Genomic DNA, 23,383 nt, shown 5'->3' on the forward strand with positions numbered 1-23,383 from the left:
TCGGCCATCGAGCTCGCCGCCGGCGAGTAGGTTGCGGTTCATGGGATCGGTGGCCGGAAAAACCGTCTTCATCACCGGCGGCGCGCGGGGAGTGGGCGCCGAGGTGGCCCGCCGGCTACATGCCCGCGGAGCCCGCTTGGTGCTCACCGACCTCGACGGGGAACCGCTGTCCGAACTCGCCGCGGAGCTGGACGGCGACCGGGTGCTCACCGCCGTCGCCGACGTGAGAAGCCTCACGGCGATGCAGGATGCCGCCGCCGCGGCGGTCGACCGGTTCGGCGGCATCGACGTGGTGCTGGCCAACGCCGGCATCACGACGTACGGATCGGTGCAGCAGGTCGACCCGGAGGCGTTCCAGACGCTGATGGACGTCAACGTCACCGGGGTGTTCCACACGGTGCGCGCGACCCTGCCCACGGTGCTCGACCGGCGCGGCTACGTGCTGATCGTCTCATCGCTGGCCGCCTACGCCGCCGCTCCCGGGTTGGCCCCCTACAACGCCGCCAAGGCGGCCGTCGAGCACTTCGCCAACGCGCTGCGGTTGGAGGTGGCTGCACGCGGCGTCGACGTCGGCTCGGCGCACATGTCCTGGATCGACACCCCGCTGGTGCGCGACGCCGAGGCGGACCTGCCGACCTTCGGGGAGATGCTGTCCAGGCTGCCGTTCCCGCTGAACCAGACGACCTCGGTGCAGGCCTGCGGCGACGCCTTCGTCGCCGGTATCGAACAGCGCAAGCGCCAGGTCAACTGCCCGGGCTGGGTGGGTCTGCTGCGCTGGCTGCGCCCGGTGCTGTCCACCGCGCTGGTGCAGAACCGGGTGCTGGGGTTCATCCCGGACCTGCTTCCCAGGATGGATGCCGAGGTGGCGGCGCTGGGTCGGTCGATGGGGTTGCGCACCAAGGAGCTGGAAGACCGCTGACCCCGGGGGCGCCTAGCGCCCCCGTCTGCGCAGGTAGCGTTCGAACTCCGCGGCCAGCGCGTCGCCGTCGATCTTGCCGATCGCCTCGCTCATATCGACCTCGGCGTCGCCGCGCTCCTCCAGGGACTGAACGTACTCGGCGATCTCGTCGTCCTCGGAGGTCATTTCGGTGACCGCCTGCTCCCACTCCTCGGCCTGCGCGGGCAGGTCGCCCAGCGGTACCTCGATGTCGAGCACGTCCTCGACCCGTCGCAGCAGCGCGACCGTCGCCTTCGGGTTCGGCGGCTGCGACACATAGTGCGGAACCGCCGCCCAGAACGTCACCGCGGGGATCCCGGCCTGCACACAGGCGTCCTGGAACACCCCGGCGATCCCGGTGGGCCCCTCGTATCGGGTCTCTTCCAACCCGAACGTCTTGGCCGAATCCGCCGAGTACGCCGCTCCGGACACCGGAACCGGCCTGGTGTGGGGGGTGTCGGCGAGCAGCGCCCCGAGGATCACCACGGTCTGCGCGTTGAGTTTCTCGGAGATGGTCAGCAGTTCGGCGCAGAACGTCCGCCAGCGCATGTTGGGCTCCACGCCGTGCATCAGCACGATGTCGCGATCGCTGCCCGGCGGCCGGCAGTGCGAGATCCGCATCGACGGCCACACCAGTTCCCGCGTCACGCCGTCGACCTGCCGAATCACCGGCCGGTTGACCTGATAGTCGTAGTAGGACTCGTCGTCGATCTGTACGACCTGCTGGGCGTCCCAGACCGAGTCCAGGTGCTGCACCGCATCGCTGGCGGCGTCACCGGCGTCGTTCCAGCCTTCGAAGGCTGCGACGACAATGGTGTCGTGCAGGTCGGGCAGATCGGATCCCATGGGACCGCGGAAATCCGAGGGGGTCACCAAGCCAGCGTAAGCCCTGCGTGGGCGAGATGGCGGGCATCGACCCGCACCCCGGTTCGCGTCGGCCGGCGCACCGGGGTCGATGGGGTGGTGGGGCACCCGACTACCCTGGCTCTGTGGTTGCCCCGAACGACATCGCCGGCCGGGTCGGATACCGCGCGCGGCGGGGCAGCGTGATCGGCGAGCGGGTCAGCGTCGATCGCGCCGACGATATGGGCGTCCAGACGTCGATCTGGCGACGACGTAGACTTTTCTGGGTCGAGAGGCGTTGCAACGGTCTCCGGTCCTGCCGGTAGCCGCCACGCTCGACGAAGTCAAGGACGCCTTCCGTTACGGAAGGAGCGCACGTGAACGCCGTTGATTCGGTCACTTTCGAGCCGAACATCCGCCCTGACTGCACCGATGAGCTGAGCGCGGCGCTGCACCGGCGCATCCTGGTGATCGACGGTGCGATGGGCACGGCGATCCAGCGCGATCGCCCCGACGAGGCCGGCTACCGCGGCGACCGTTTCACCGAGTGGCCGACCGCGCTCCAGGGAAACAACGATCTGCTCAACCTGACCCAGCCGCAGATCATCGAGGGGATCCATCGCGAATACCTCGAGGTGGGTGCCGACATCATCGAGACGAACACGTTCAACGCGAACGCGGTGTCGATGGCCGACTACGACATGTCCGAGTTGAGCTACGAGCTGAACTACGCCGGCGCCGTCCTGGCCCGCAAGGCCGCCGACGAGTTCAGCACCCCGGACAAGCCCCGTTACGTCGCCGGCACGCTCGGGCCGACGACCCGGACCGCGTCGATCTCGCCGGACGTCAACGATCCCGGAGCCCGCAACGTCTCCTACGACCAGCTCGTCGCCGCCTACCTCGAAGCCGCCAACGGGCTGGTCGACGGTGGATGCGACCTCATCCTCGTGGAGACGATCTTCGACTCGCTGAACGCCAAGGCGGCGGTGTTCGCCGTCGAGACGCTGTTCGAGGAGCGTGGGCGCCGCTGGCCGGTGATCATCTCGGGCACCATCACCGACGCCTCCGGGCGGACGTTGTCCGGTCAGGTCACCGAGGCGTTCTGGAACTCGATCAGGCACGCCAAGCCGATCGCGATCGGACTCAACTGTGCCCTCGGCGCGCCCGAGATGCGGCCCTACATCGCCGAGATGGCGCGGATTGCGGACACCTTCGTCTCCTGCTATCCGAATGCCGGCCTGCCCAACGCGTTCGGCGAGTACGACGAGTCCCCGGAACGCCAGGCCAGCTACATCGCCGAGTTCGCCGAAGCCGGCCTGGTCAACCTGGTCGGTGGCTGCTGCGGCACGGCGCCGCCGCACATCGCCGAGATCGCCAAGGTCGTCGAGGGCAAGACGCCGCGCGAACTGCCGGAGATCCCGGTGGCCACCCGGCTGTCGGGCCTGGAGCCGCTCAACATCACCGACGACTCGCTGTTCGTCAACATCGGCGAGCGCACCAACATCACCGGTTCGGCCCGGTTCCGCAACCTGATCAAGGCCGAGGACTACGACACCGCTCTGTCGGTGGCCCTGCAGCAGGTCGAGGTCGGTGCGCAGGTCATCGACATCAACATGGACGAGGGCATGATCGACGGCGTCGCCGCGATGGACCGGTTCACCAAGCTGATCGCGGCCGAGCCGGACATCAGCCGGGTCCCGGTGATGATCGACTCCTCCAAGTGGGAGGTCATCGAGGCCGGTCTGAAGAACGTGCAGGGCAAGCCGATCGTCAACTCGATCTCCCTGAAGGAGGGCGAGGAGAAGTTCGTCCGTGAGGCTCGGATGTGCCGCAAGTACGGCGCCGCCGTGGTCGTGATGGCCTTCGACGAGCAGGGGCAGGCCGACAACCTGGAGCGCCGCAAGGAGATCTGCGGGCGCGCCTACCGGATCCTGGTCGACGAGGTCGGCTTCCCGGCCGAGGACATCATCTTCGACCCGAACTGCTTTGCGCTGGCCACCGGCATCGAGGAGCACGCGACCTACGGGATCGACTTCATCGAGGCCTGCGCCTGGATCAAGGAGAATCTGACCGGGGTGCACATCTCCGGCGGTATCTCGAACGTGTCCTTCTCGTTCCGCGGCAACAACCCGGTCCGCGAGGCGATCCACGCGGTGTTCCTGTTCCACGCCATCAAGGCCGGTCTGGACATGGGCATCGTCAACGCCGGAGCGCTGGTGCCCTACGACTCCATCGACGCCGAGTTGCGGGACCGCATCGAGGACGTCGTGCTGAACCGGCGCGAGGACGCCGCCGAGAGACTGCTGGAGATCGCCGAGTGGTTCAACAGCAAGGAAGAGGCCGGTGATGCGCAGGTCGCGGAATGGCGCAGCCTGCCCGTGCGCGAGCGGATCACCCACGCCCTGGTCAAGGGCATCGACGCCCACGTCGACGACGACACCGAGGAGTTGCGGGCCGAGATCGCCGACGCCGGTGGTCGCCCCATCGAGGTGATCGAGGGCCCGCTGATGGACGGCATGAACGTCGTCGGTGAACTCTTCGGCGCCGGCAAGATGTTCCTGCCCCAGGTGGTGAAGTCGGCCCGGGTGATGAAGAAGGCCGTCGCGTACCTGCTGCCGTTCATCGAGAAGGAAAAAGAGGAGTCCGGCGCCACCGCCGGCAAGGACACCAACGGCACCATCATCATGGCGACCGTCAAGGGGGACGTCCACGACATCGGCAAGAACATCGTCGGGGTCGTCCTGCAGTGCAACAACTTCGAGGTGATCGACCTCGGGGTGATGGTGCCGGCCGAGAAGATCCTGGCCGCGGCCGACGAATACGACGCCGACATCATCGGGCTGTCCGGCCTGATCACCCCGTCGCTGGACGAGATGGTCAACTTCGCCGTCGAGATGGAGCGCAAGGGCCTGCAGATCCCGCTGCTGATCGGTGGCGCGACCACCTCGCGCGCCCACACCGCGGTGAAGGTCGCTCCGCGTCGCAGCGGCCCGGTGGTGTGGGTCAAGGACGCGTCGCGTTCGGTGCCGGTCGCCGCCGCGCTGCTCGACGACAGGCAGCGTCCGGGTCTGCTGGACGCCACCGCGGCCGACTACGCAGCCCTGCGCGAACGGCACGCCCAGAAGAACGAGCGGCCGATGCTGACGTTGGAGAAGGCCCGCGCCAACCGAACGCCGATCGAATGGGACGGCTACACCCCGCCGGCCCCCGCGCAGGGTGCCGGGGTCTACGAATTCCTCGACTACGACATCGCCGAGTTGCGCGAATACATCGACTGGCAGCCGTTCTTCAACGCCTGGGAGATGAAGGGCCGTTTCCCCGACATCCTGAACAACCCGGCGACAGGCGAGGCCGCCCGCAAACTGTACGACGATGCCCAGGAGATGCTCGACACCGCGATCAAGGAGAAGTGGCTGACCGCCAGCGGGGTGATCGGATTCTTCCCCGCCAACGCGGTCGGCTCGGGTATCGAAGACATCGAGGTCTACACCGACGACAGCCGCACCGAGGTGCTGACCACGCTGCACAACCTGCGCCAACAGGGGGAGCACCGCGACGGTATCCCGAACCGTTCGCTGGGCGACTTCGTCGCCCCCAAAGAGACCGGCCTGCCGGACTACGTCGGTGCCTTCGCCGTGACCGCGGGGCTGGGCAGCCAGGACAAGATCGTGGAGTTCAAGGCCGACCACGACGACTACAACGCGATCCTGCTGGAGTCGATCGCCGACCGGCTGGCCGAAGCGTTCGCCGAGCGCATGCACCAGCGTGTCCGCAAGGAATTCTGGGGATACCAGCCCGACGAGCAGCTCGACAACGAGGAACTCATCGGGGAGAAGTACCGGGGAATCCGGCCGGCTCCCGGCTACCCCGCCTGCCCGGAGCACACCGAGAAGACGACGCTCTTCGAGCTCCTGGACGTCACCGAGCGCACCGGCATCGAGCTGACCGAGTCGATGGCGATGTGGCCCGGTGCCGCCGTCAGCGGCTGGTACTTCTCGCACCCGCAGTCGCAGTACTTCGTGGTCGGCCGGTTGGCTCAGGACCAGGTCGCCGACTACGCCAAGCGCAAGGGCTGGACGCTGCAGGAGGCCGAGCGCTGGCTGGCTCCCAACCTCGGCTACAACCCCGAGGATTAGTGATCTCGGCGTGACCGGTCGCGCTCGGCGCGACCCGTCACGCCGAAATCACCGCTGCGAGAGGGTCCGCCACACCGTGGCCGGGGTCATCGGCAGATCACGCACCCGTGCCCCGCAGGCCCGGGCTACCGCATTGGCCAATGCGGGAGCCACCGGGTTGTACGGCGACTCGCTCATCGACTTGGCGCCCTGCGGCCCGAACTGGTCCCAGGTGTCGGCGAAGAGCACGTCAGTGACCGGAACGTCGGCCAGCTGCGGAATGTGATAGTTGCGCAGCACCTGGCTCAGCACGGTGCCGTCCGGGCCGATCAGCACCTGTTCGTAGAGAGCGGCGCCGATCGCCTGGGCGACACCGCCTTCGATCTGTCCGCGGCACTGCTCCGGGTTGATCACCACGCCGGCGTCGGCGGCCTGCACCGACTGCAGGATGCGCACCTCCCCGGTGTCGGGACTTACCGCCACCCGGAAGCCCTGCACGTTGAACGCCACTGAGCGCGGTGTGCCCTCGTGGCGCCCGCGACCGATCAGCGGGGTGGGCAGTTCGAAGAACTCGACGAGCCGGTCGCCGCACTGCACTCCGTGCGGGGTCAGCTCGCACAGGTGCGGTCCGGATCCGGTGAGCTCGCCCGCGGCGGCCAGCAGCGCCGACCGCAGGTCCCGGCATGCCGCCAGCACCGCGGCGCCGGCCACCACCGTCCCCGCAGAGCCGAACGCTCCGGTGTCGTAACTCGTTGCTTCGGTGTCGGATTGGTGGATCAACACCCGCTCCGGGGTGGTGTTCAGCTCGGTGGCGACCAATTGGGTGTGCACCGTGGTCGTGCCGTTGCCGAACTCCGCGGTACCCACCGACAGCAGGTAGTTCCCGTCGGGGGTGACCGCCACCGACGCCTCGGCGAAGTGCCCGCGGGGCGGGATGGTCGCGATCATCGCGATCGCCATCCCCTCGCCGACCGGCCACCCCGGCGGCCCGTCGACTCCGTTTCCGTCGGCCAGCGCGCGCTGCGTCAGGTCCAGGCACTGATCGAGGCCGTAGCTGCCGAAGGCGAGGTCGTCGTGCCCGACGTGGGCGTCGACGAACTCGTCGCCGGGCACCACCACGTTGCGCCGGCGCAACTCGAACGGGTCGATGCCCAGGCGCCCGGCCAGTTCGTCGAGCGCCGACTCCACCGCGAAGATCATCTGGCTGAGCCCGTAGCCGCGGAAGGCCCCCGACGGCAGGTTGTTGGTGTAGACGGACTGGGCGTCCACCCGCTTGTTGGGGCAGCGATACACCGACACCGACTCCGCGCAGCCGTGGAACATCACCCCGGGGCTGTGGTTGCCGTAGGCGCCCGCATCGGTCAGTACGTCGACGGCCAGTGCGGTCAGCACGCCGTCCGGGCCGGCTGCGGCGGTGACGTCGATTCGGAACGGGTGCCGGCACGGGGCCATCGTGAACTCGTCGGAGCGGGTGAACTCGTAGCGCACCGGGCGGCCCAGCCGCAGCACCGCGAGCGCGACGATGTCCTCGGTCAGCATCTCCTGTTTGCCGCCGAAGCCACCGCCGACGCGGCGGGTGAACACCTGCACCTCGTCGCGGGCGAGCCCGAACACGTGGCACAGTTCGTCGCGCACCAGGAACGGCACCTGGGAGCTGGTGCGCAGCACCAGCTTTCCGTCCTCGCCACGCCAGCCGGTGCTGCCGTGTGTTTCGAGGTGGCTGTGCTGCACCCGCTGGGTGGTGTAGCGCTGCTGGACCACCGCGCCGCCGGCCGAGACGCCGCTCCCCACCCCGGACAGGACGTCGCCGACACCGCCGTGCACCTCGGCGACGACGTTGCGGGACGGATCGGCGATCCGCGCGCCGGGGCCCTTGTCCGGGTGCAGCACCGGGGCGCCGGGGGCGCGGGCGGCCTCCGGATCGAACACCGCGGGCAGTTGCTCGTAGGTCACCGCGATGGCCCGGCAGGCCTGCTCGGCGATCGCGAGGCTGTCGGCGACGACCGCGGCGATCCGCTGCCCGACGAAGCGCACCGTGTCATCGAGGACCACCGTGTCGTCGGGGTCGTCGTTGCGGTCCTCGTGCCGGGCGGTGGAGAAGGCCACCGGGGGGCTGTCGTGGTGGGTGAGGACCAGGCGGACCCCGTCGATCGCCGCGGCCGCGGAGGTGTCGATCGTGACGATCCTGGCGTGGGCCACCGGACTGGTGAGCACCGCCAGATGCAGCAGGCCGGGCGGGTCGAAGTCCATCGTGTACTGCTCGGTCCCGGTGACGACCCGCAGTGCGGCGGGCGCGCCGACCGAGCGGCCGACGCCGCCGGACTTCTCGATGTTGACCTTGCCGCCCAACGCGTCGGTGATGGCGCGGTAGCCGGTGCAGCGGCACAGATTGCCCTTCAACGACTGGCGCAGGTCGCCGAGCTGGTCGTCGGTGAGCGCCGACGCCGTCGTGATCATCCCCGCGGTGCAGAAACCGCATTGGAACCCGCCGGCCTCGGCGAAGCGTTGCTGCAGCGGGTGCAGGTCGTCGGGGGTGCCCAGGCCGGCGACGGTGGTGACGTCGCGGTCGTCGGCGCGGAACGCCGGGAACACGCAGGAGTGCACGGCCCGGCCGTCGACCAGAACCGAACAGGCTCCGCAGTCGCCGGCATCGCAGCCCTTCTTCACCTCGAAGTGGCCGTGCTCGCGCAGGTAGGTCCGCAGGCACTGCCCGGGGCGCGGGTCCCCCTCGGTGGGTTCGCCGTTGACGCGGATGCTCATGCCAGCTCCCGGCGGATCTGCTCGGCCAGGACCAGCGTGACCGCGCGGCGCCAGTCCGGATCGCCGTGCGCGTCGAGGGTCCACGCCGTGTCCGGGATGGTCGCGTGGGCCGCTTCGAGTTCGATGGCGCTCGGCGTGTTCGTGAACTCGAACACGTACGGCCGCACCGTCGCAGCGGTCACCGACAGGACGAAGCGACGGCCGTCGGCGACGGCGTCCCGCCGTCCGGTGACCACCACCCCGGAGCGCCCCAGCGGCGACGGCGCCAGCTTGCGGTAGGAGGTCGTCGCGCGCAGCGCGGGGGCGGGCAGCCGGACCGAACGCAGCACGTCCCCGGCGGCCAGGACATTGGTGGCGGCGCCGGTGACGAACTCGGTGACCGGCAGCCGGTAGTCGCTGCCGTCGGCGCGCCACACGGTCAACTCGGCGTCGAGCGCGGCAGCCAGCGCGATCATCGCCCCAGCCGGGAAGGACAGGCAGATGTTGCCGCCGACGGTCGCGGTCTCCCAGATCTTGAACGATGCCAGCAGTGCCGTGCAGCACTGGTGCAGCAGCGGGGCGGCGGTCCACTCGGGGCGCTGCTCGCGCAGTTGCGCCGAGAGCCGGGACACCTCGGCCACGGTGGCGGTGGCGGCCAGTTCGATCCCGCCGTCGGTCACGGTGACCGGCTCCCAGCCCAGCGCGGTGATGTCCACCAGTCTGCGGACCTGCGGTTGCGGCTCGGAGAACAGCCAGGTGCCGCCGGCCAGGATCGAGTCCTGCGGGCCCAGCGGCCACAGCTCGTCACGGCGGGTGGGGGTGCTCGTCGACTCGACGGTGTTGAGATCCATTGCCGCGTCAGCCGACCGGTGTCAACGGTCCGCCCATGATGTTGCCCACGATACCCCGGATGATGTTGGTGCCGTCCTCGTTGCGCAACTCGTCGTACCACTGCGCGGTCTTCTGCGGGTCCTTGGCGTGGGTCACGTCGCACCGTTTGCGCGCGCGCAGCACCAGGTCGGCGGCCCGCTCGGCGCGCACGGACTGGTAGGCCAGCAGTGCGCCCTGCGGATCGCCGGGGCGGTCCCTGAACGCCCACTGCAGCGCCACCGCGTCCTCCATCGCCGAGCAGCCGCCCTGGCCGATGTCGGGGGTGGTGTTGTGGGCGGCATCGCCGAGCACCGCGACCCGTCCCTTGACCCAGGTGTAGAACGGGTCCAGGTCGAGGATCTCCACCCGGTTGGTGGTCATCGGGTCCAGCTTGTCGATCAGGGCGCGCACCCCGGGTGCCCAGTCGCCGAAATGGCCGCGCAACACCTCGCGGGCGTCACCGCGTTCGTAGTTCTTCTTCTCCTCGGAATCCTCGGGCATCACCACGTCGAAGAAGAAGTAGAACCGGCCGTCGGACACCGGCATCACCGAGACCCGTTTGCCGTCACCGACATACGTGGTCCACTCGGTGGCGGGACCGATCGCGTCGTCGACCTCGACCAGTCCGTTGAAGTTGACGTATCCGGCGTAGCGCCGGGTCACCGGCCCGCCGAGAACGTACTCGCGGGTGATCGAGCTGGCCCCGTCCGCGCCGATGATGACGTCGGCCGAGACCGTCGTCCCGTCGGCGAACGTCGCGGTGGCCGCCTCGGGGCCGTCGGCGACACCGACCATCTTCATCCCGAAGTTGATCTCGTCCATGCCGTACGCCTCCATCAGCATCAACTGGAGTTCGGCGCGCGCGATCGGGTAGGGGCGCTGGCCGACCTCGTCGATCAGCGGCTGCATCGAGAAGCGGCACATCGTCTCACCGGAGTGGGCGTCGACGTAGCTCATCGTGTCGACGATCCCGCCGAGGCGCGCGGTCTGCTCCTCCAGCCCAAGGTGGTTGAGGCACTTGACGCCGTTGGACCACACCGAGATCGCGGCACCGACCGGTTTGTTCTCGGTGACGCGCTCGTAGACCTCGGTCTCGATCCCGATCTGGCGCAGTGCGATTGCCGCACTCATGCCGCCCATTCCGGCGCCGATGATGACCGCTTTCACGTGTGGGCTCCCATCTTGGTCAACTTCCGCGGTAGGTGGAGTAGGCGTAGGGCGAGAGCAGCAGCGGCACATGGTAGTGCGCGGCCGGGTCGGTGACCTCGAACGCGATCACCACCTCCGGATAGAACGCGCTGACACCGGTGGCGGCGAAATAGCCTGCGGTGTCGAACGCCAGCCGGAAGATGCCGGGGGCCAGGCTCTCGGCGAGGTTCTTGACGCGGCCGTCGCCGTCGGTGACCGCGGTGGCCAGCACGGTGGATTCGGCGTCGGTCAGCGTGACGGCGACCCCGACGGCGGGGGTGCCGGTGACGGCGTCGAGCACGTGGGTGGACAGGCTCATCGGCGCCCCGCCTTCGAGGCCTCCGTGATCGGACCGGCCCTCATTCGGCCGCCTCCCCGGACACCAGGCGCTCGAGCCGCAGCCGGTTGATCTTGGCCAGCTCCGAACGCATCACCCGGCGTTCGGTCTCCGGATCGTTGTCCAGGCGTTCGGTCAGGATCGCGAGCAGCTCTTCGGCGGTTCGCCCGTTGGCGCACACCAGATAGACATAGCCGAACTTGTCGTCGTAGCGCCGGTTCTTTTCGGCGAGCTCGGCTTTGACCGCATCGGCGGCGTCGGCGACACGGGCCTGCTCGCGAGCCGAGTTGGCGTTGTCGACCCGCGCGCCGATGCGCGGGTGGCCGTCGAGCGCGGCGTCGAGTTCGGCGTCGGGCAGCTCGGCCAGCACCCGGTCGGCGCGGTCGAGCAACGCGTCCGCGTCGCGGAAGGGCCCGCCGGCCAGGACTCGGCGCGCCCAGATCGTCGACGAGCACACCTCGAACAGCAGGTGCATCCGCTGCCGATCCGACAGCCGGTTGAAGCCCTCGATTCCCAGCGTCGCACTCATCTAGAGGATTTCGTCCAACCGACTGAACCGGGCCGAGGCGATGGGGTTGGCGTTGTCCACGAGATCAGTGAAGCGGTAGTTGGCGATCTTGGCGACCTCGATCAGTGCGAACGCCTTCTCCGCGCCGGGCGAATTGTCCATCCGTGACCACCCGTTCTGCAGCACCCGATTGAAATGAGCGGTTTCGCGGGCACAGATCACCAGCGGGAAACCGAAGTGCTCGCGGTAGGCGGTGGCCAGGTTGACCACGTCGTTGTGGTCTTCTTCGTCCAGGTTCGACAGTGCGCTGTGGTCGGCGGCCAGCGCGTGGCCGGTCTCGTCCTCGGCGCCGAGGTCGTAGAACGCGTTGAGCAGTTCCAGTTGCTGTTCGGAGGAGCCGGTGAGCACCGCGTCCTGGAACGCCTCGCGCAGCTCCTTGGTGCTGGCGAACGGCCGCTGTTCGTAGGCCCGCTCGACCGCCCAGGGGACGTCCTGCACGACGTGGCCGAACACCTCGGTGAAGCGCTCCCGGGTCATCGAGTTCACCTCGTTGAGGGTGATGGAACCGGCGCCGGCCACCCGGGGGCCGCGTGAGCCGGTGTGGAAGAACACGATGTTGAGCAGGATCGCGCTGACCGCGCCGATGCTGATGCCGCTGCCGAAGATCAGGTCCAGACCGGTCGGCATGCCCTGGGCGATGTCGGGATAGGCGGTCACCCACAGTGCGAGCGCCAGGCTGGTCGTGACGATGATCAGGTTGCGGTGGTCGGTGAAATCCACCTTGCCCAGCGTCTGTATTCCGACCGCGGCGACGGTCGCGAACAGCGTCAGCGCCGCGCCGCCGAGCACCGGGTTGGGGATGGACGCGACGATCGCGGCGACCTTGGGCAGGAATCCCAGCAGGATCATGAACACGCCCGCCGCGGCCACCACCCACCGGCTCTTGATCCCGGTGAGGCGCACCAGTCCGACGTTCTCGGAGAACGCGGTGTACGGGAACGAGTTGAAGATGCCGCCGATCGTGGTGGCCACCCCGTCGGCGCGCAGCATGTTGCCGATGTTCTCGGCCTTGATCCGTTTGCCGACGATCTCGCCGGTGGCGATGGTCGAACCGGTCGACTCCACGGCGATGATCATCATCACGATGATCATGGTCAGGCATGCCACGAAGTCGAACTTGGGCATCCCGAACAGGAATGGCGGGGTGAAGCCGACCGCGGAGGCCTCGCCGACCCGGTCGAAGTTCATGTCGCCCAGCGCGTAGGCGACCGTGCACCCGATCACCAGCCCGAGCAGCACGGCGATGGTGGCGATGAAGCCGCGGAACAGCCGCTGGATCGCGACGATGATCGCGATGGTGCCCAGGGCGTAGAGGAACCAGCGGATGTTGGTGGGGTCGGTCTCGTGGGTGTGCGGGTTGGTCACCGCGTCCATGGCGCCGACCGGCACCAGCGCCAGGCCGATCACCGTGATCAGTGTGCCGGTCACCACCGGTGGGAAGAACTTCAGCAGCTTGATGAACACCGGTGCGACGGCGAAGGCGAAGATGCCCGCGACGATCACCGCGCCGTAGACGTAGAGCATGCTGGCCGAGCCGCCGCCGTTGGCCAGCCCGATCGCGATGATCGGGGCCACCCCGGCGAAGGTGACGCCCTGCAGCAGCGGCAGCCGCACGCCGACTTTCCAGAACCCGACGGCCTGGATGATCGAGGCTATTCCGCAGGTGAACAGGTCGGCGGTGATGAGCTTGACGAGTTCCGCGTCGGTCAGCCCGACGGCGCCGGCGATGATGATCGGCACCAGCACCGCACCCGCGTAGAACGCGACCACGTGCTGGAAGCCGTAGGTCGCCAGTTTGGGGATCGGCAGCACCTCGTCGACCGGGTGCACGCGCTTGGGCTTTTCTGCCTTGGTCGGAGCCGCCATCGTCAAAGAATCACGCAGATCACAGCTCTTCGCACGTCGAGCGGTTCGTGTGGGGCCGGGCAGACGTGGCAGAATTGCCCGGTGCGAGCAGTGCTGTGGGATATGGACGGGACGCTCGTCGACTCCGAAAAACTTTGGGACGTCTCGCTGATGGCGTTCTACGAGTTCCACGGCGGCGCGATGAGTCGCGAGACCCGCGCGGCACTGGTGGGGGCTTCGGCCGAAGAGACGATCCTCACCGCCTACTCAGACTTGGGGCTCGATCACGATCCGCAGGCGATGGCCGAGTCGATCCGCTGGGTGCACGACTACACCGCCGAGCTGTTCGACGGCGGGCTGCCGTGGTGTGCCGGCGCCCGCGAGATGCTGGAAGCGCTCACCGCCGAACATGTTCCGATGGCGCTGGTGACCAACACCGCGCGGGGCCTGGCCGACCGCGCGCTGGCCAGCATCGGCCGGCACTACTTCGCGGTGACGGTGTGCGGTGACGAGGTACCCAGCGGCAAGCCCGCACCGGATGCCTACGTGCGCGCCGCCGAACTGCTCGGGCTGGCTCCCGCGGACTGTCTGGCGGTGGAGGACTCGGTGACCGGCGCCGCGGCGGCCGAAAGCGCGGGTTGCGCGGTGCTGGTGGTGCCCAACGACGTTGCGGTGCCCGGCAGCCACCGTCGCCGCCACGCCGATTCGCTGGTCGATCTCGACCCCGCCGGGCTGCACCGCGTCTACCTCGACATCGAACGGGCGGCGCGCGAGCGCAGCGCCTGACCGCCGACGCCGCGGTCCCGATATCGCTCCTGCCGGGCGGTGTTGTGTGGGATCGTGAATGTGATCTAAGTCATACCTCAATGTGGAGGGGGTCGCGTCATGGCCAGAGGGCAAGGCGGCGGGGTCGGCGGCGACACCGAGTTCACCTCGGGGCGCAGCGCCATGCGGGTGGCGTCGGTGGCCGCGCTGGGCGGGCTGCTGTTCGGCTACGACAGCGCGGTGATCAACGGTGCGGTCAGCGCACTGCAGGAGGAGTTCGCGATCAGCGACGCGACGCTGGGCTTCGCGGTCGCCTCGGCGCTGCTCGGTGCCGCCGTCGGTGCGCTGACCGCCGGACGGCTCGCCGACGCGCTGGGCCGGTTGTGGGTGATGAAGCTGGCCGCGGCGCTGTTCCTGATCAGCGCGGTCGTCACCGGTATCGGCACCAACATCTGGCTGATCGTGGTCTTCCGCATCGTGGGTGGCGTCGCGGTCGGCATCGCCTCGGTGATCGCGCCGGCCTACATCGCCGAGACATCGCCCGAGCGCATCCGCGGCAGGCTGGGCTCGTTGCAGCAGCTGGCGATCGTCTCGGGCATCTTCGTGTCCCTGGCGGTGGACTGGATGCTGGCCGAAGCCGCCGGTGGCTCCAACCAGGAGTTGTGGCTGGGGATGCAGGCCTGGCGGTGGATGTTCCTGGCCGAGATCATCCCGGCGCTGGCCTACGGTCTGCTGGCCTACACGATCCCGGAGTCGCCGCGCTATCTGGTTGCCACGCATCGGATCCCGGAGGCCCGCCGCGTCCTGACCAGATTGCTGGGCGAGAAGAACCTCGAGATCACCATCAACCGCATCCAGGACTCGCTGCACGCCGAGAAGAAGCGGTCGTGGAAGGATCTGTCCCGCCCGCGCCCCGACGACGAGATCGCCTCCGGCCTGATCAACTGGGTCAGGGACTATCTGTGGTGGCTGCTGTCGGCGTTCGCCGTGCTGGCGGTGGCGTCGTTCGGGTTCGGGCTGTGGCCGCTGGCCGTGGTGTTCCTGGCGCTGCTCATCGGTGTGGCGATCATCGGCGGTCTCTATGGCATCGTCTGGGTGGGCCTGGGCCTGTCGATCTTCCAGCAGTTCGTCGGCATCAACGTGATCTTCTACTACTCGAACGTGCTGTGGCAGGCCGTCGGGTTCGACGAGAGTTCGTCGTTCACCATCACGGTGATCACGTCGGTGACCAACATCGCCACCACCCTGATCGCGATCGCGCTGATCGACAAGGTCGGGCGCAAACCGCTGCTGCTGGTCGGCTCGACCGGCATGGCCGTCACCCTGGGCACCATGGCGGTGATCTTCGGCACCGCGCCGCTGGTCGACGGGCAGCCGCAGCTCGGTGACGTGGCCGGACCGGTCGCTCTCGTCGCTGCCAACCTGTTCGTCGTCGCCTTCGGCATGTCCTGGGGTCCGGTGGTGTGGGTGCTGCTGGGCGAGATGTTCCCCAACCGCATCCGGGCCGCCGCGCTGGGCCTGGCGGCCGCGGGCCAGTGGACGGCCAACTGGCTGATCACGGTCACCTTCCCGGGCCTGCGGGATGTGCTCGGGGTGGCGTACGGCTTCTATGCGCTGTGCGCGGTGCTGTCGCTGCTGTTCGTGTGGCGGTGGGTCGAGGAGACCAAGGGCAAGACGCTGGAGGACATGCACAACGAGGCGCACGTCACCCATCCGGCCCCGCACTGAGCACGGCCGATGGCAGCCGCTGCGCCCGGTCGTGACACAATCGCAGGCCGTGAAGACCTTCGACGCGCTGTTCGCCGAGCTGGCCGAGCGGGCGCGAACCCGCCCGACCGGCAGCGGCACCGTTGCCGCGCTCGACGCCGGCGTGCACGGCATCGGCAAGAAGATCCTCGAGGAGGCCGGTGAGGTCTGGCTGGCCGCCGAGCACGAGAGCGACGACGCGCTGGCCGAGGAGGTCAGCCAGCTGCTGTACTGGACGCAGGTGCTGATGCTCGCGCGCGGCCTGTCCCTCGACGACGTCTACCGCAAGCTGTGAGCGAGATGCTGCGCGTCGCGGTCCCCAACAAGGGCACGCTGAGCGAGCCGGCCGCCGAGATCCTGTCCGAGGCCGGCTATCGGCGACGCAACGACGGCAAGGATCTGACGGTCGTCGATCCGGTCAACAATGTTGAGTTCTTTTTTCTGCGTCCCAAGGACATCGCCATCTACGTGGGTTCCGGTGAGCTCGACTTCGGCATCACCGGACGCGATCTGGCCCGGGAATCCGATGCGCCGGTGCGCGAACGGCTGGCGTTGGGCTTCGGGTCCTCGACGTTCCGCTACGCCGCACCCGCCGGACGGGACTGGCGGGTCGAGGACCTGCACGGCAAGCGAATCGCCACGGCGTTCCCGAACCTGGTGCGCAAGAACCTGTCCGCCAAGGGGATCGAGGCGACGGTGATCCGGCTGGACGGTGCGGTGGAGATCTCGGTGCAGCTCGGGGTCGCCGACGCCATCGCCGACGTCGTCGGTTCGGGCCGCACACTGGGGCTGCACGACCTGGTGGCCTTCGGTGAGCCGCTGTGCGACTCCGAGGCGGTGCTCATCGAACAGGACGACAGTGCCGGGCCGGTGGACGCGGAGAAGGCGGTCGCCCGGGATCAGTTGGCCGCCCGGGTGCAGGGCGTGGTGTTCGGGCAGCAGTACCTGATGCTCGACTACGACTGTCCGCGTTCGCTGCTCGACGCGGCCACCGAGGTCACCCCCGGGCTGGAATCGCCGACCATCGCACCGTTGGCCGACCCGGCCTGGGTGGCGGTGCGTGCGCTGGTGCCGCGACGCGACGTCAACGGCATCATGGACAGGCTCGCCGCGATCGGCGCGAAAGCGATTCTTGCCTCCGACATCCGCTTCTGCCGCTTCTGATCGACACCGCTCGCACCGGCTGCGCGCGTGCTAGCGTCCGGATGTCCACATTCCGGCTGGAGGTCCGCGATGACCCTGGTTTCCGCGCTGTTGCTGGCTCTGTTGATCGGTGTCGTCGCGGGTCTGCGGGCGATGACTCCGCCGGCGGTGGTGGCCTGGGGGGCGATGCTCGGCTGGATCGACGTCGACGGCAAGTGGTCGGAGTTCATGGCCCACCCCATCACCGTGACCGTGCTGACCATCTTCCTGCTCGTCGAACTCGTCACCGATCAGCTGCCGAGCACGCCCAGCCGTAAGGTGCGGCCGCAGTTCGTCGCCCGGCTGGTCACCGGCGGGTTCGCCGGCGCGGTGATCGGCAGCGCGTTCTTTCACACCTTCAGCGCCACCGGCGCCGGTGTCGTCGGTGCGGTGATCGGCACGCTGGCCGGCGCCGCGCTACGCGGCCGGGTCGCGGCGGCCAACAACGGCAACGACCGGCCGGGGGCCTTCGGCGAGGACGCCGTCGCCGTCGGCGGCGGTCTGCTCATCGTGTTCCTGGCGAGCCTGGTGTAGACCGGTGACCACCGCAGAGCACTTCGATGCGATCATCGTCGGCGCCGGCCAGGCGGGGCCCGCGCTGGCGGGGCGGCTGACCGCGGCCGGGCAGACCGTGGCGGTGATCGAGCGCAAACTGGTCGGCGGCACCTGTGTCAACTACGGCTGTATCCCCACCAAGACCCTGGTGGCCAGTGCGCACGCAGCGCACATCGCCCGGCGCGCAGGCGACTTCGGTGTCGGCACCGGTGAGGTCACGGTCGACATGGCCAGGGTCAAGGCCCGCAAGGACGAGATCAGCGGCGGGGACCGGGAGGGGCTCGAGTCGTGGCTTTCGGGCATGAAGGGCGCCACGCTGATTCGCGGCCACGCCCGCTTCACCGACCCGCACACGATCCGGGTCGGTGATCAGCTCCTGCATGCCGACCGGATCTTCCTCAACGTCGGTGGCCGTGCGGTCGCCCCGGACATGCCCGGGCTCGCCGAGGTGGACTACCTGACCAACGTCGGCATTCTGGACCTCGACGTGGTGCCCGAACACCTGGTGATCATCGGTGGAAGCTACATCGCGCTGGAGTTCGCCCAGATGTACCGCCGCTTCGGCGCCCGGGTGACGGTCGTCGAGAAGGGGCCACGGCTGACCTCGCGGGAAGACGAGGACGTATCGGCCGCCATCAAGGAGATCCTCGAGGGCGAGGGCGTCGAGGTCGTCCTAGATGCGAATGCGATCCGGTTCGCCAAGGGCGACAGCGATTCCCGCGCCTTCACCGTGGTTCCCCGCGACGGTGCGGACCCGATAGCGGGCAGTCATCTGCTCGTCGCGGTCGGGCGTGCGCCCAACACCGACGAGCTGGGCCTCGACGCCGCGGGGGTGAACACCGACGGCCGTGGCTTCATCGTCGTCGACGATCAGCTGCGGACCAACGTCGAACACATCTGGGCGCTGGGCGACTGCAACGGTCGCGGTGCGTTCACCCACACCTCGTACAACGACTTCGAGATCGTGGCAGCCAACCTGCTCGACGACGACCCCCGCCGGGTCAGCGATCGCATCACCACCTACGCGCTCTACATCGACCCGCCGCTGGGCAGGGCCGGGATGACCGTGGACCAGGTGCGGCGTTCGGGCCGAAAAGCGTTGGTGGGCAAGCGCCCGATGACCCGGGTCGGGCGCGCGGTGGAGAAGGGCGAGACCCAGGGCTTCATGAAGATCGTGGTCGACGCCGAGACCGGGGCGATCCTCGGCGCCGCGATCCTCGGGGTCGGGGGCGACGAAGTGGTGCACTGCATCCTCGATGTGATGACCGCGAAGCTGCCCTACACCGCGATCTCGCGCACCATGCACATCCACCCCACGGTCAGCGAGCTGGTCCCGACGATGCTGCAGGATCTCAAGCCGTTGACGTGACGCCGTGATCCCGGGACGCCGGCCGTGTCACCGGCCGGTTCGATGTCCGGTGGCGGCTTCGTCGATGTGCTGGCGGCGGGTGAGCCAGTCAGGCATGGGATCTCCGGTGAGGTGTGCCTCGAGCCGGTCGAGATACGCTTGAGTGCCGCCGCGGAAGCCGCCGGCGCTGCGCAGACCGAGCCCGCGGTGACTGAAGCGCAGCACGGTGTGATCCCCGTCGGCGACGAGTTCGTAGCGCACCACGCCGTCCTCGACGATTGGCTGTTTCCACTCGTGCTCGAAGACGTGCGGCGGATCCCAGACGAGGATGCGACCGGTCATCCGTTTGCGCTCAGGCGGTATCGGCGGTCCGTCGGCGACCATGTCGATCAGCCCACCTGGGCGCGCTTCGATAACGGTTTCGCCGAACCAGGATCGTCGCTCGACCGGATCGGTGATCGCTGCCCACACCTTTTCGATGGGGAAGGGCAGGCGGCGTTCGAAGTGCACGGCGGCGTGGTCACCGTCGACGACCAGCCGCCCGTCATGTTCACTCATCGGTACCTCCGTGTCGTTGCTGCAGGTGGTGCTCCAGTGCGTCGAGGTGGCCGGACCAATACCGCCGGTACCGCTCGATCCAGTAGTCGATTTCGACGAGGCCATCGGCTTTGAGGGCGTAGACGCGTCGTTGCGCATCTGGGCGGACCTCGACGAGACCCACTTCGCGCAGCACGCGCAGATGCCGCGAGACCGTCGGCTGGGTGAGTGACGGCAGCGTGGCGACCAACTCCCCGGCGGTGCGCTCTCCCTGGAGCAGGGTGTCGAGAAGTGCGCGGCGGTTCGGCTCGGCGACAGCTTCGAAAACGTCCACCCCAACAATATTGCAGATCATCTATATAGACACAAATAAATATATGCGGGTTCCACTCGCGGCTTCCGCTGTGTCCTAGGTCACAGTAGTATGACCAGTGGTCATACAGCGCTTGGAGGCGTCATGCCGACGGTGACCTGGTCGCGTCTCAGGGACGATCGCCGCGCCGCGGTGATCGCGGCAGCCGAGAGGGCAGTCTCTTCCAGTACTTCGCCGACAAGCGTGACCTCTACGCCCACATCACCGAGGTGGGCAGCCAACGCGTGCGTGCCTACATGGAGCACCGGATCCGGGATCTGGACCCGGGCAGGCCGTTCTTCGCGTTCCTCACCGACCTGCTCGACGTCTGGGTGGCCTACTTCGCCGAGCATCCGCGTGACCGGGCGCTGCACGCAGCCGCCAGCTTCGAGGTCGACACCGATGCCCGGGTCAGCGTCCGTGCCGTCGTGCACCGGCACTATCTGGAGGTCTTGCGCCCCTTGGTGCATGACGCGCGGGCGCGCGGCGATCTGCGGGCGGACGCCGATACCGACACCTTGCTGTCACTGCTGCTGATGCTCATGCCGCATCTGGCGCTGGCGCCGTATGTGCGCGGAATGGACCCGGTGCTCGGGCTCGATGAGCTCACACCGGAGCAGCCCGCTCTGGTGGTGCGGCGCTACCTGGCCGTACTCGAGGACGCTTTCGCCGCCGCCGCGCCCGCAGCGCCGGCCATCGTCACCACCATGGAAAGGACAGACACATGAACAGGACACGTTCGGACTCGCTGGCCGCGGGCGGCCTCAACTGGGAGAGCATGCCGCTCAAGCTGTTCGCCGGCGGCAACGCGAAGTTCTGGGACCCCGCTGACATCGACTTCTCCCGCGACCGGGCGGACTGGGAGGCGCTGTCTGATCTGGAACGCGACTGGGCGACGCGGCTGTGCGCCGAGTTCATCGCCGGCGAAGAAGCGGTGACCCAGGACATCCAGCCGTTCATGGCGGCCATGCGCGCCGAAGGGCGCCTCGGCGACGAGATGTACCTGACCCAGTTCGCTTTCGAAGAGGCCAAGCACACCCAGGTCTTTCGGATGTGGCTCGACGCGGTCGGGATCACCGAGGACCTGCAGGGCTACCTCGACGAGCTTCCCGCCTACCGGCAGATGTTCTACGAGGAGCTGCCGGCCTCGTTGGACGCACTGTCAACCGATCCGTCGCCGGCGGCCCAGGTGCGCGCCTCGGTGACCTACAACCACGTCATCGAGGGGATGATGGCATTGACGGGTTACTATGCGTGGCACCGCATCTGCGTCGACCGCGGCATCCTTCCCGGCATGCAGGAGCTGGTGCGCCGGATCGGTGACGATGAGCGCAGGCACATGGCGTGGGGAACGTTCACCTGCCGCCGCCACGTCGCCGCCGACGACGCGAACTGGGGGGTGTTCGAAGCCCGGATGACCGAGCTGATCCCGTTGGCGCTGCAGAACACCGAGGACGGATTCGCCCTCTACGACGAGGTCCCGTTCGGTCTGTCGATGGAGGAGTTCCAGCAGTACGCGACGGACAAGGGCATGCGCCGGTTCGGGACCATCGGCAGCGCCCGCGGTCGGCCGCTGGCCGAGATCGATGTCGATCATTCACCGCTGCAGCTCGAGGACACCTTCGCCGACGAGGACCGGAGGTCGCTGGCCGCCTCGGCGTGAGCACCCGCGCTAGGTGCTGCGACGCTGCACGAGCAGTGTCTGCGCGCAGGTACCGATGAACCCGTCGCGGTCGAAGACCTCGGCCGAGGTCACGCCGATCCCGTCGGCTCCGATCGACCCCCGCGCACGCAGCGCGAAGTCGCTTCCCTCCGGCAGCCGGTGCAGATGCACCACGGTGTCGGTGTTCATGAAGACGAACCTGTCGGGGTCCAGCGCGGCGCCGATGCCGTTGGCGGAGTCGACGACCATGGCCAGCCGCTGTAGTGCGGTGGTGGGTTCGTCGTCGATGAGTGGCACCAGTGGCGTCAGCCATACGACAGCGGCATCGGGTCCGGAGTCGGTCTGTCGTCGCCAGCTCACCGTTTCCAGATAGCCGGGGGAGCCCTCCCAGGCGTGCGCCACTGCCGCGGCCGCACCCTCGACCAGCGGTGGAAACCGGTCGGCGGCGATGTCCCGGGTATCGCTGGTGGCCAGCAGCCACGCGGTGACGCGGGCCACCGCCCGCCGGCTGCCGTCCGGCCGGTCGGTGACCATCTCGGCGCACATCAGCGAAATCCGGGTGCCCGGGCGCTCCACCCACGCCCGCACCCGCACCGTCGACACCGGGATCGCGCCGAGGATGTCCAGCGTCAGCCGTCCGATGCGCAGCCCGGTGCCCGCGGCGAGCCCCTCGATGGCGCTGGTCAGCAGTGCCAGCGGCGGCGAACCGTGCTGGATCTGGGCGTCCCAGTTGCTGCGGGTGCCGTCGGTCGAGTCGAAGACCGCGAACTCACCCTCAACACCCCGCCGGCGGAAAAGGCAGTCGGTCACGCCGCCGGCTCGCCCTGCAGGTCCGCGGCGGGCCCGTCCTCGCTGAGGGTCTGGGGCCACCCCGGATAGGGCGGCGGTGTGCCCCCGAACACCGGGCAGTGGGCCTGGTGAGCGCACCACCCGCACATCCGCGACTGGCGGGGACGGAAGTCGCCGGTAGCGCCGGCAGCCTGGATGGCTCGCCAGATCGCCATCAACGTCTTCTCGAACCGCTCCAGCTCGTCGAGGTCGGGGGTGTAGTCGAGCACCTGGCCGTCGGCCAGGTAGAGCAACCGCAGCCGGGTGGCCAGCACACCGCGCGCCCGCAGCAGCGCCACCGCGTAGAACTTCATCTGGAACATCGCCTTGAACTCGGCCAGCGCGCGCGCCTCCGGCGGCGCCTTGCCGGTCTTGTAGTCGACCACCCGGAGCTCGCCGGTAGGTGCCACGTCGATGCGGTCGACGAAGCCGCGCAGCAGGGTGCCGTCGGCCAACTCCACCTCGACGCGCTGCTCACAACTCTGCGGATCGAACCGCGTCGGGTCCTCGAGGCGGTAGTACCCGGACAACAGCGTGCGGGCCTGCTCGAGCAGTTCGGCCCGCAGCCCCGGGTCGAACTCCTCGGTCACCGAAGGCTGCTCGGCGACCACCCGCTCCCACGCCGGGGACACCAGGGTCGCAGCGGTCTCCGGGACCCGCTCGGCAGCCGGCAGCGCATACAGCTGCTCCAGCGCGGCGTGCACCACCGATCCCCGGACCTGGGCGGCGGACGGGGGCTCGGGAAGCCGGTCGATCGCGCGGAACCGGTAGAGCAGCGGGCACTGCTTGAAGTCGGCGGCCCGCGACGGGGACAACGCCGGACGGCTGACCGGGCGGCGCTGACCGGACGTCCCTGCTCGCTGCTGTTCCTCGGTCATGTGTTTCTCCTATGTCAAGCCGCTGCCAGTTGGCAAGGCTCTTGACGGTTGTTGTGGTCTGTGTGGAGGTGGCCGAAGACGACTCGT

19 protein-coding genes and 2 pseudogenes are annotated in these 23,383 nt (G+C 68.6%); 10 read left to right on the top strand and 11 right to left on the bottom strand.

Features of this window, described 5'->3' with window-relative positions:
* Positions 1-40: 40 nt before the first annotated feature.
* Positions 41-919 (top strand): SDR family oxidoreductase, encoded by an 879-nt coding sequence (locus ACXAID_RS10600; RefSeq protein WP_475022164.1) that lies wholly within the window; start codon positions 41-43, stop codon positions 917-919.
* A 12-nt stretch (positions 920-931) separates the two neighbouring features.
* Here ACXAID_RS10600 and ACXAID_RS10605 read toward each other — a convergent pair whose 3' ends face one another.
* Positions 932-1,783 carry a PAC2 family protein gene (locus ACXAID_RS10605; RefSeq protein WP_475022183.1) on the bottom strand — a complete coding sequence of 284 codons (852 nt, stop codon included), beginning with the start codon at positions 1,781-1,783 and terminating at the stop codon, positions 932-934.
* 374 nt (positions 1,784-2,157) lie between these two features.
* Here ACXAID_RS10605 and metH point away from each other — a divergent pair, with 374 nt between their 5' ends.
* Entirely contained in the window at positions 2,158-5,916 is a 3,759-nt protein-coding gene (gene metH, locus ACXAID_RS10610) for a methionine synthase (protein ID WP_475022165.1), read from the top strand.
* A 48-nt stretch (positions 5,917-5,964) separates the two neighbouring features.
* Here metH and ACXAID_RS10615 read toward each other — a convergent pair whose 3' ends face one another.
* The 6 genes from ACXAID_RS10615 to ACXAID_RS10640 are packed head-to-tail and all read right to left on the bottom strand — an operon-like array spanning position 5,965 to position 13,463.
* The gene (locus ACXAID_RS10615) at positions 5,965-8,655 is read right to left on the bottom strand and encodes a molybdopterin-dependent oxidoreductase (protein ID WP_475022166.1); all 2,691 of its coding nucleotides are present in this window, start codon (positions 8,653-8,655) and stop codon (positions 5,965-5,967) included.
* Positions 8,652-9,485 (bottom strand): FAD binding domain-containing protein, encoded by an 834-nt coding sequence (locus ACXAID_RS10620; protein WP_475022167.1) that lies wholly within the window; start codon positions 9,483-9,485, stop codon positions 8,652-8,654. The genes ACXAID_RS10615 and ACXAID_RS10620 overlap by 4 nt, the downstream gene beginning before the upstream one ends.
* Positions 9,486-9,492: 7 nt before the next feature.
* Positions 9,493-10,671: an FAD-dependent urate hydroxylase HpxO gene (gene hpxO / locus ACXAID_RS10625; protein WP_475022168.1), complete on the bottom strand. Its 1,179-nt coding sequence runs from the start codon at positions 10,669-10,671 to the stop codon at positions 9,493-9,495.
* A 19-nt stretch (positions 10,672-10,690) separates the two neighbouring features.
* Entirely contained in the window at positions 10,691-11,011 is a 321-nt protein-coding gene (uraH, locus tag ACXAID_RS10630) for a hydroxyisourate hydrolase (RefSeq protein WP_475022169.1), read from the bottom strand.
* Between the two features lie 40 nt (positions 11,012-11,051).
* On the bottom strand, positions 11,052-11,558 hold the full coding sequence (uraD, locus tag ACXAID_RS10635; RefSeq protein ID WP_475022170.1) for a 2-oxo-4-hydroxy-4-carboxy-5-ureidoimidazoline decarboxylase: 507 nt from the start codon (positions 11,556-11,558) through the stop codon (positions 11,052-11,054).
* Positions 11,559-13,463 carry a solute carrier family 23 protein gene (locus tag ACXAID_RS10640; RefSeq protein WP_475022171.1) on the bottom strand — a complete coding sequence of 635 codons (1,905 nt, stop codon included), beginning with the start codon at positions 13,461-13,463 and terminating at the stop codon, positions 11,559-11,561.
* An 81-nt stretch (positions 13,464-13,544) separates the two neighbouring features.
* On the opposite strand from ACXAID_RS10640, the gene ACXAID_RS10645 reads away from it, so the two are divergent.
* The 6 genes and pseudogenes from ACXAID_RS10645 (at position 13,545) to ACXAID_RS10670 (ending at position 19,059) form a co-directional block, all read left to right on the top strand.
* On the top strand, positions 13,545-14,228 hold the full coding sequence (locus tag ACXAID_RS10645) for an HAD family hydrolase (protein ID WP_475022172.1): 684 nt from the start codon (positions 13,545-13,547) through the stop codon (positions 14,226-14,228).
* 168 nt (positions 14,229-14,396) lie between these two features.
* Positions 14,397-15,935, top strand: a pseudogene (locus tag ACXAID_RS10650) (MFS transporter); the annotation flags it as partial.
* 31 nt (positions 15,936-15,966) lie between these two features.
* Positions 15,967-16,248: a phosphoribosyl-ATP diphosphatase gene (locus tag ACXAID_RS10655; RefSeq protein ID WP_475022173.1), complete on the top strand. Its 282-nt coding sequence runs from the start codon at positions 15,967-15,969 to the stop codon at positions 16,246-16,248.
* A 5-nt stretch (positions 16,249-16,253) separates the two neighbouring features.
* Complete coding sequence (gene hisG, locus ACXAID_RS10660) at positions 16,254-17,117, top strand: ATP phosphoribosyltransferase (protein ID WP_475022174.1); 864 nt, start codon at positions 16,254-16,256, stop codon at positions 17,115-17,117.
* Between the two features lie 69 nt (positions 17,118-17,186).
* Positions 17,187-17,669, top strand: coding sequence for a DUF4126 family protein (locus ACXAID_RS10665; RefSeq protein ID WP_475022175.1), 483 nt, complete (start codon positions 17,187-17,189; stop codon positions 17,667-17,669).
* A 4-nt stretch (positions 17,670-17,673) separates the two neighbouring features.
* Entirely contained in the window at positions 17,674-19,059 is a 1,386-nt protein-coding gene (locus tag ACXAID_RS10670; protein WP_475022176.1) for an FAD-containing oxidoreductase, read from the top strand.
* 27 nt (positions 19,060-19,086) lie between these two features.
* On the opposite strand, the gene ACXAID_RS10675 is transcribed toward ACXAID_RS10670, so the two are convergent.
* Positions 19,087-19,596, bottom strand: a complete 510-nt coding sequence (locus tag ACXAID_RS10675) for an SRPBCC family protein (protein ID WP_475022177.1) — start codon at positions 19,594-19,596, stop codon at positions 19,087-19,089.
* Positions 19,589-19,909: an ArsR/SmtB family transcription factor gene (locus ACXAID_RS10680; RefSeq protein WP_475022178.1), complete on the bottom strand. Its 321-nt coding sequence runs from the start codon at positions 19,907-19,909 to the stop codon at positions 19,589-19,591. The genes ACXAID_RS10675 and ACXAID_RS10680 overlap by 8 nt, the downstream gene beginning before the upstream one ends.
* A 123-nt stretch (positions 19,910-20,032) precedes the next feature.
* Between ACXAID_RS10680 and ACXAID_RS10685 the strand changes: the two are divergent.
* Both ACXAID_RS10685 and ACXAID_RS10690 read left to right on the top strand, forming a co-directional pair.
* Positions 20,033-20,655 (top strand): annotated as a pseudogene (locus ACXAID_RS10685) (TetR/AcrR family transcriptional regulator).
* Positions 20,652-21,590 (top strand): R2-like ligand-binding oxidase, encoded by a 939-nt coding sequence (locus ACXAID_RS10690; protein WP_475022179.1) that lies wholly within the window; start codon positions 20,652-20,654, stop codon positions 21,588-21,590. Before ACXAID_RS10685 ends, ACXAID_RS10690 begins: the two are co-directional and overlap by 4 nt.
* Before the next feature lie 9 nt (positions 21,591-21,599).
* On the opposite strand, the gene ACXAID_RS10695 is transcribed toward ACXAID_RS10690, so the two are convergent.
* Together ACXAID_RS10695 and ACXAID_RS10700 are read right to left on the bottom strand one after the other, a co-directional pair.
* A complete protein-coding gene (locus ACXAID_RS10695; protein WP_475022180.1) occupies positions 21,600-22,400 on the bottom strand; it encodes a thioesterase family protein in 801 nt (266 codons plus the stop codon).
* A complete protein-coding gene (locus ACXAID_RS10700) occupies positions 22,397-23,296 on the bottom strand; it encodes a RecB family exonuclease (RefSeq protein ID WP_475022181.1) in 900 nt (299 codons plus the stop codon). Before ACXAID_RS10700 ends, ACXAID_RS10695 begins: the two co-directional genes overlap by 4 nt.
* Positions 23,297-23,383 lie beyond the last annotated feature (87 nt).

The sequence above is a fragment of the Mycobacterium sp. ABE4_509 genome, from assembly GCF_056160785.1.

Bases quoted from the DNA above. Each gene is read 5' to 3' on its own strand.
- uraH (WP_475022169.1), bottom strand. From the start codon at position 11,011: ATGAGCCTGTCCACCCACGTGCTCGACGCCGTCACCGGCACCCCCGCC.
- ACXAID_RS10620 (WP_475022167.1), bottom strand. From the start codon at position 9,485: ATGGATCTCAACACCGTCGAGTCGACGAGCACCCCCACCCGCCGTGAC.
- uraD (WP_475022170.1), bottom strand. From the start codon at position 11,558: ATGAGTGCGACGCTGGGAATCGAGGGCTTCAACCGGCTGTCGGATCGG.
- ACXAID_RS10700 (WP_475022181.1), bottom strand. From the start codon at position 23,296: ATGACCGAGGAACAGCAGCGAGCAGGGACGTCCGGTCAGCGCCGCCCG.
- ACXAID_RS10675 (WP_475022177.1), bottom strand. From the start codon at position 19,596: ATGAGTGAACATGACGGGCGGCTGGTCGTCGACGGTGACCACGCCGCC.
- ACXAID_RS10615 (WP_475022166.1), bottom strand. From the start codon at position 8,655: ATGAGCATCCGCGTCAACGGCGAACCCACCGAGGGGGACCCGCGCCCC.
- ACXAID_RS10600 (WP_475022164.1), top strand. From the start codon at position 41: ATGGGATCGGTGGCCGGAAAAACCGTCTTCATCACCGGCGGCGCGCGG.
- ACXAID_RS10690 (WP_475022179.1), top strand. From the start codon at position 20,652: ATGAACAGGACACGTTCGGACTCGCTGGCCGCGGGCGGCCTCAACTGG.
- hisG (WP_475022174.1), top strand. From the start codon at position 16,254: ATGCTGCGCGTCGCGGTCCCCAACAAGGGCACGCTGAGCGAGCCGGCC.
- ACXAID_RS10605 (WP_475022183.1), bottom strand. From the start codon at position 1,783: ATGGGATCCGATCTGCCCGACCTGCACGACACCATTGTCGTCGCAGCC.
- ACXAID_RS10665 (WP_475022175.1), top strand. From the start codon at position 17,187: ATGACCCTGGTTTCCGCGCTGTTGCTGGCTCTGTTGATCGGTGTCGTC.
- ACXAID_RS10640 (WP_475022171.1), bottom strand. From the start codon at position 13,463: ATGGCGGCTCCGACCAAGGCAGAAAAGCCCAAGCGCGTGCACCCGGTC.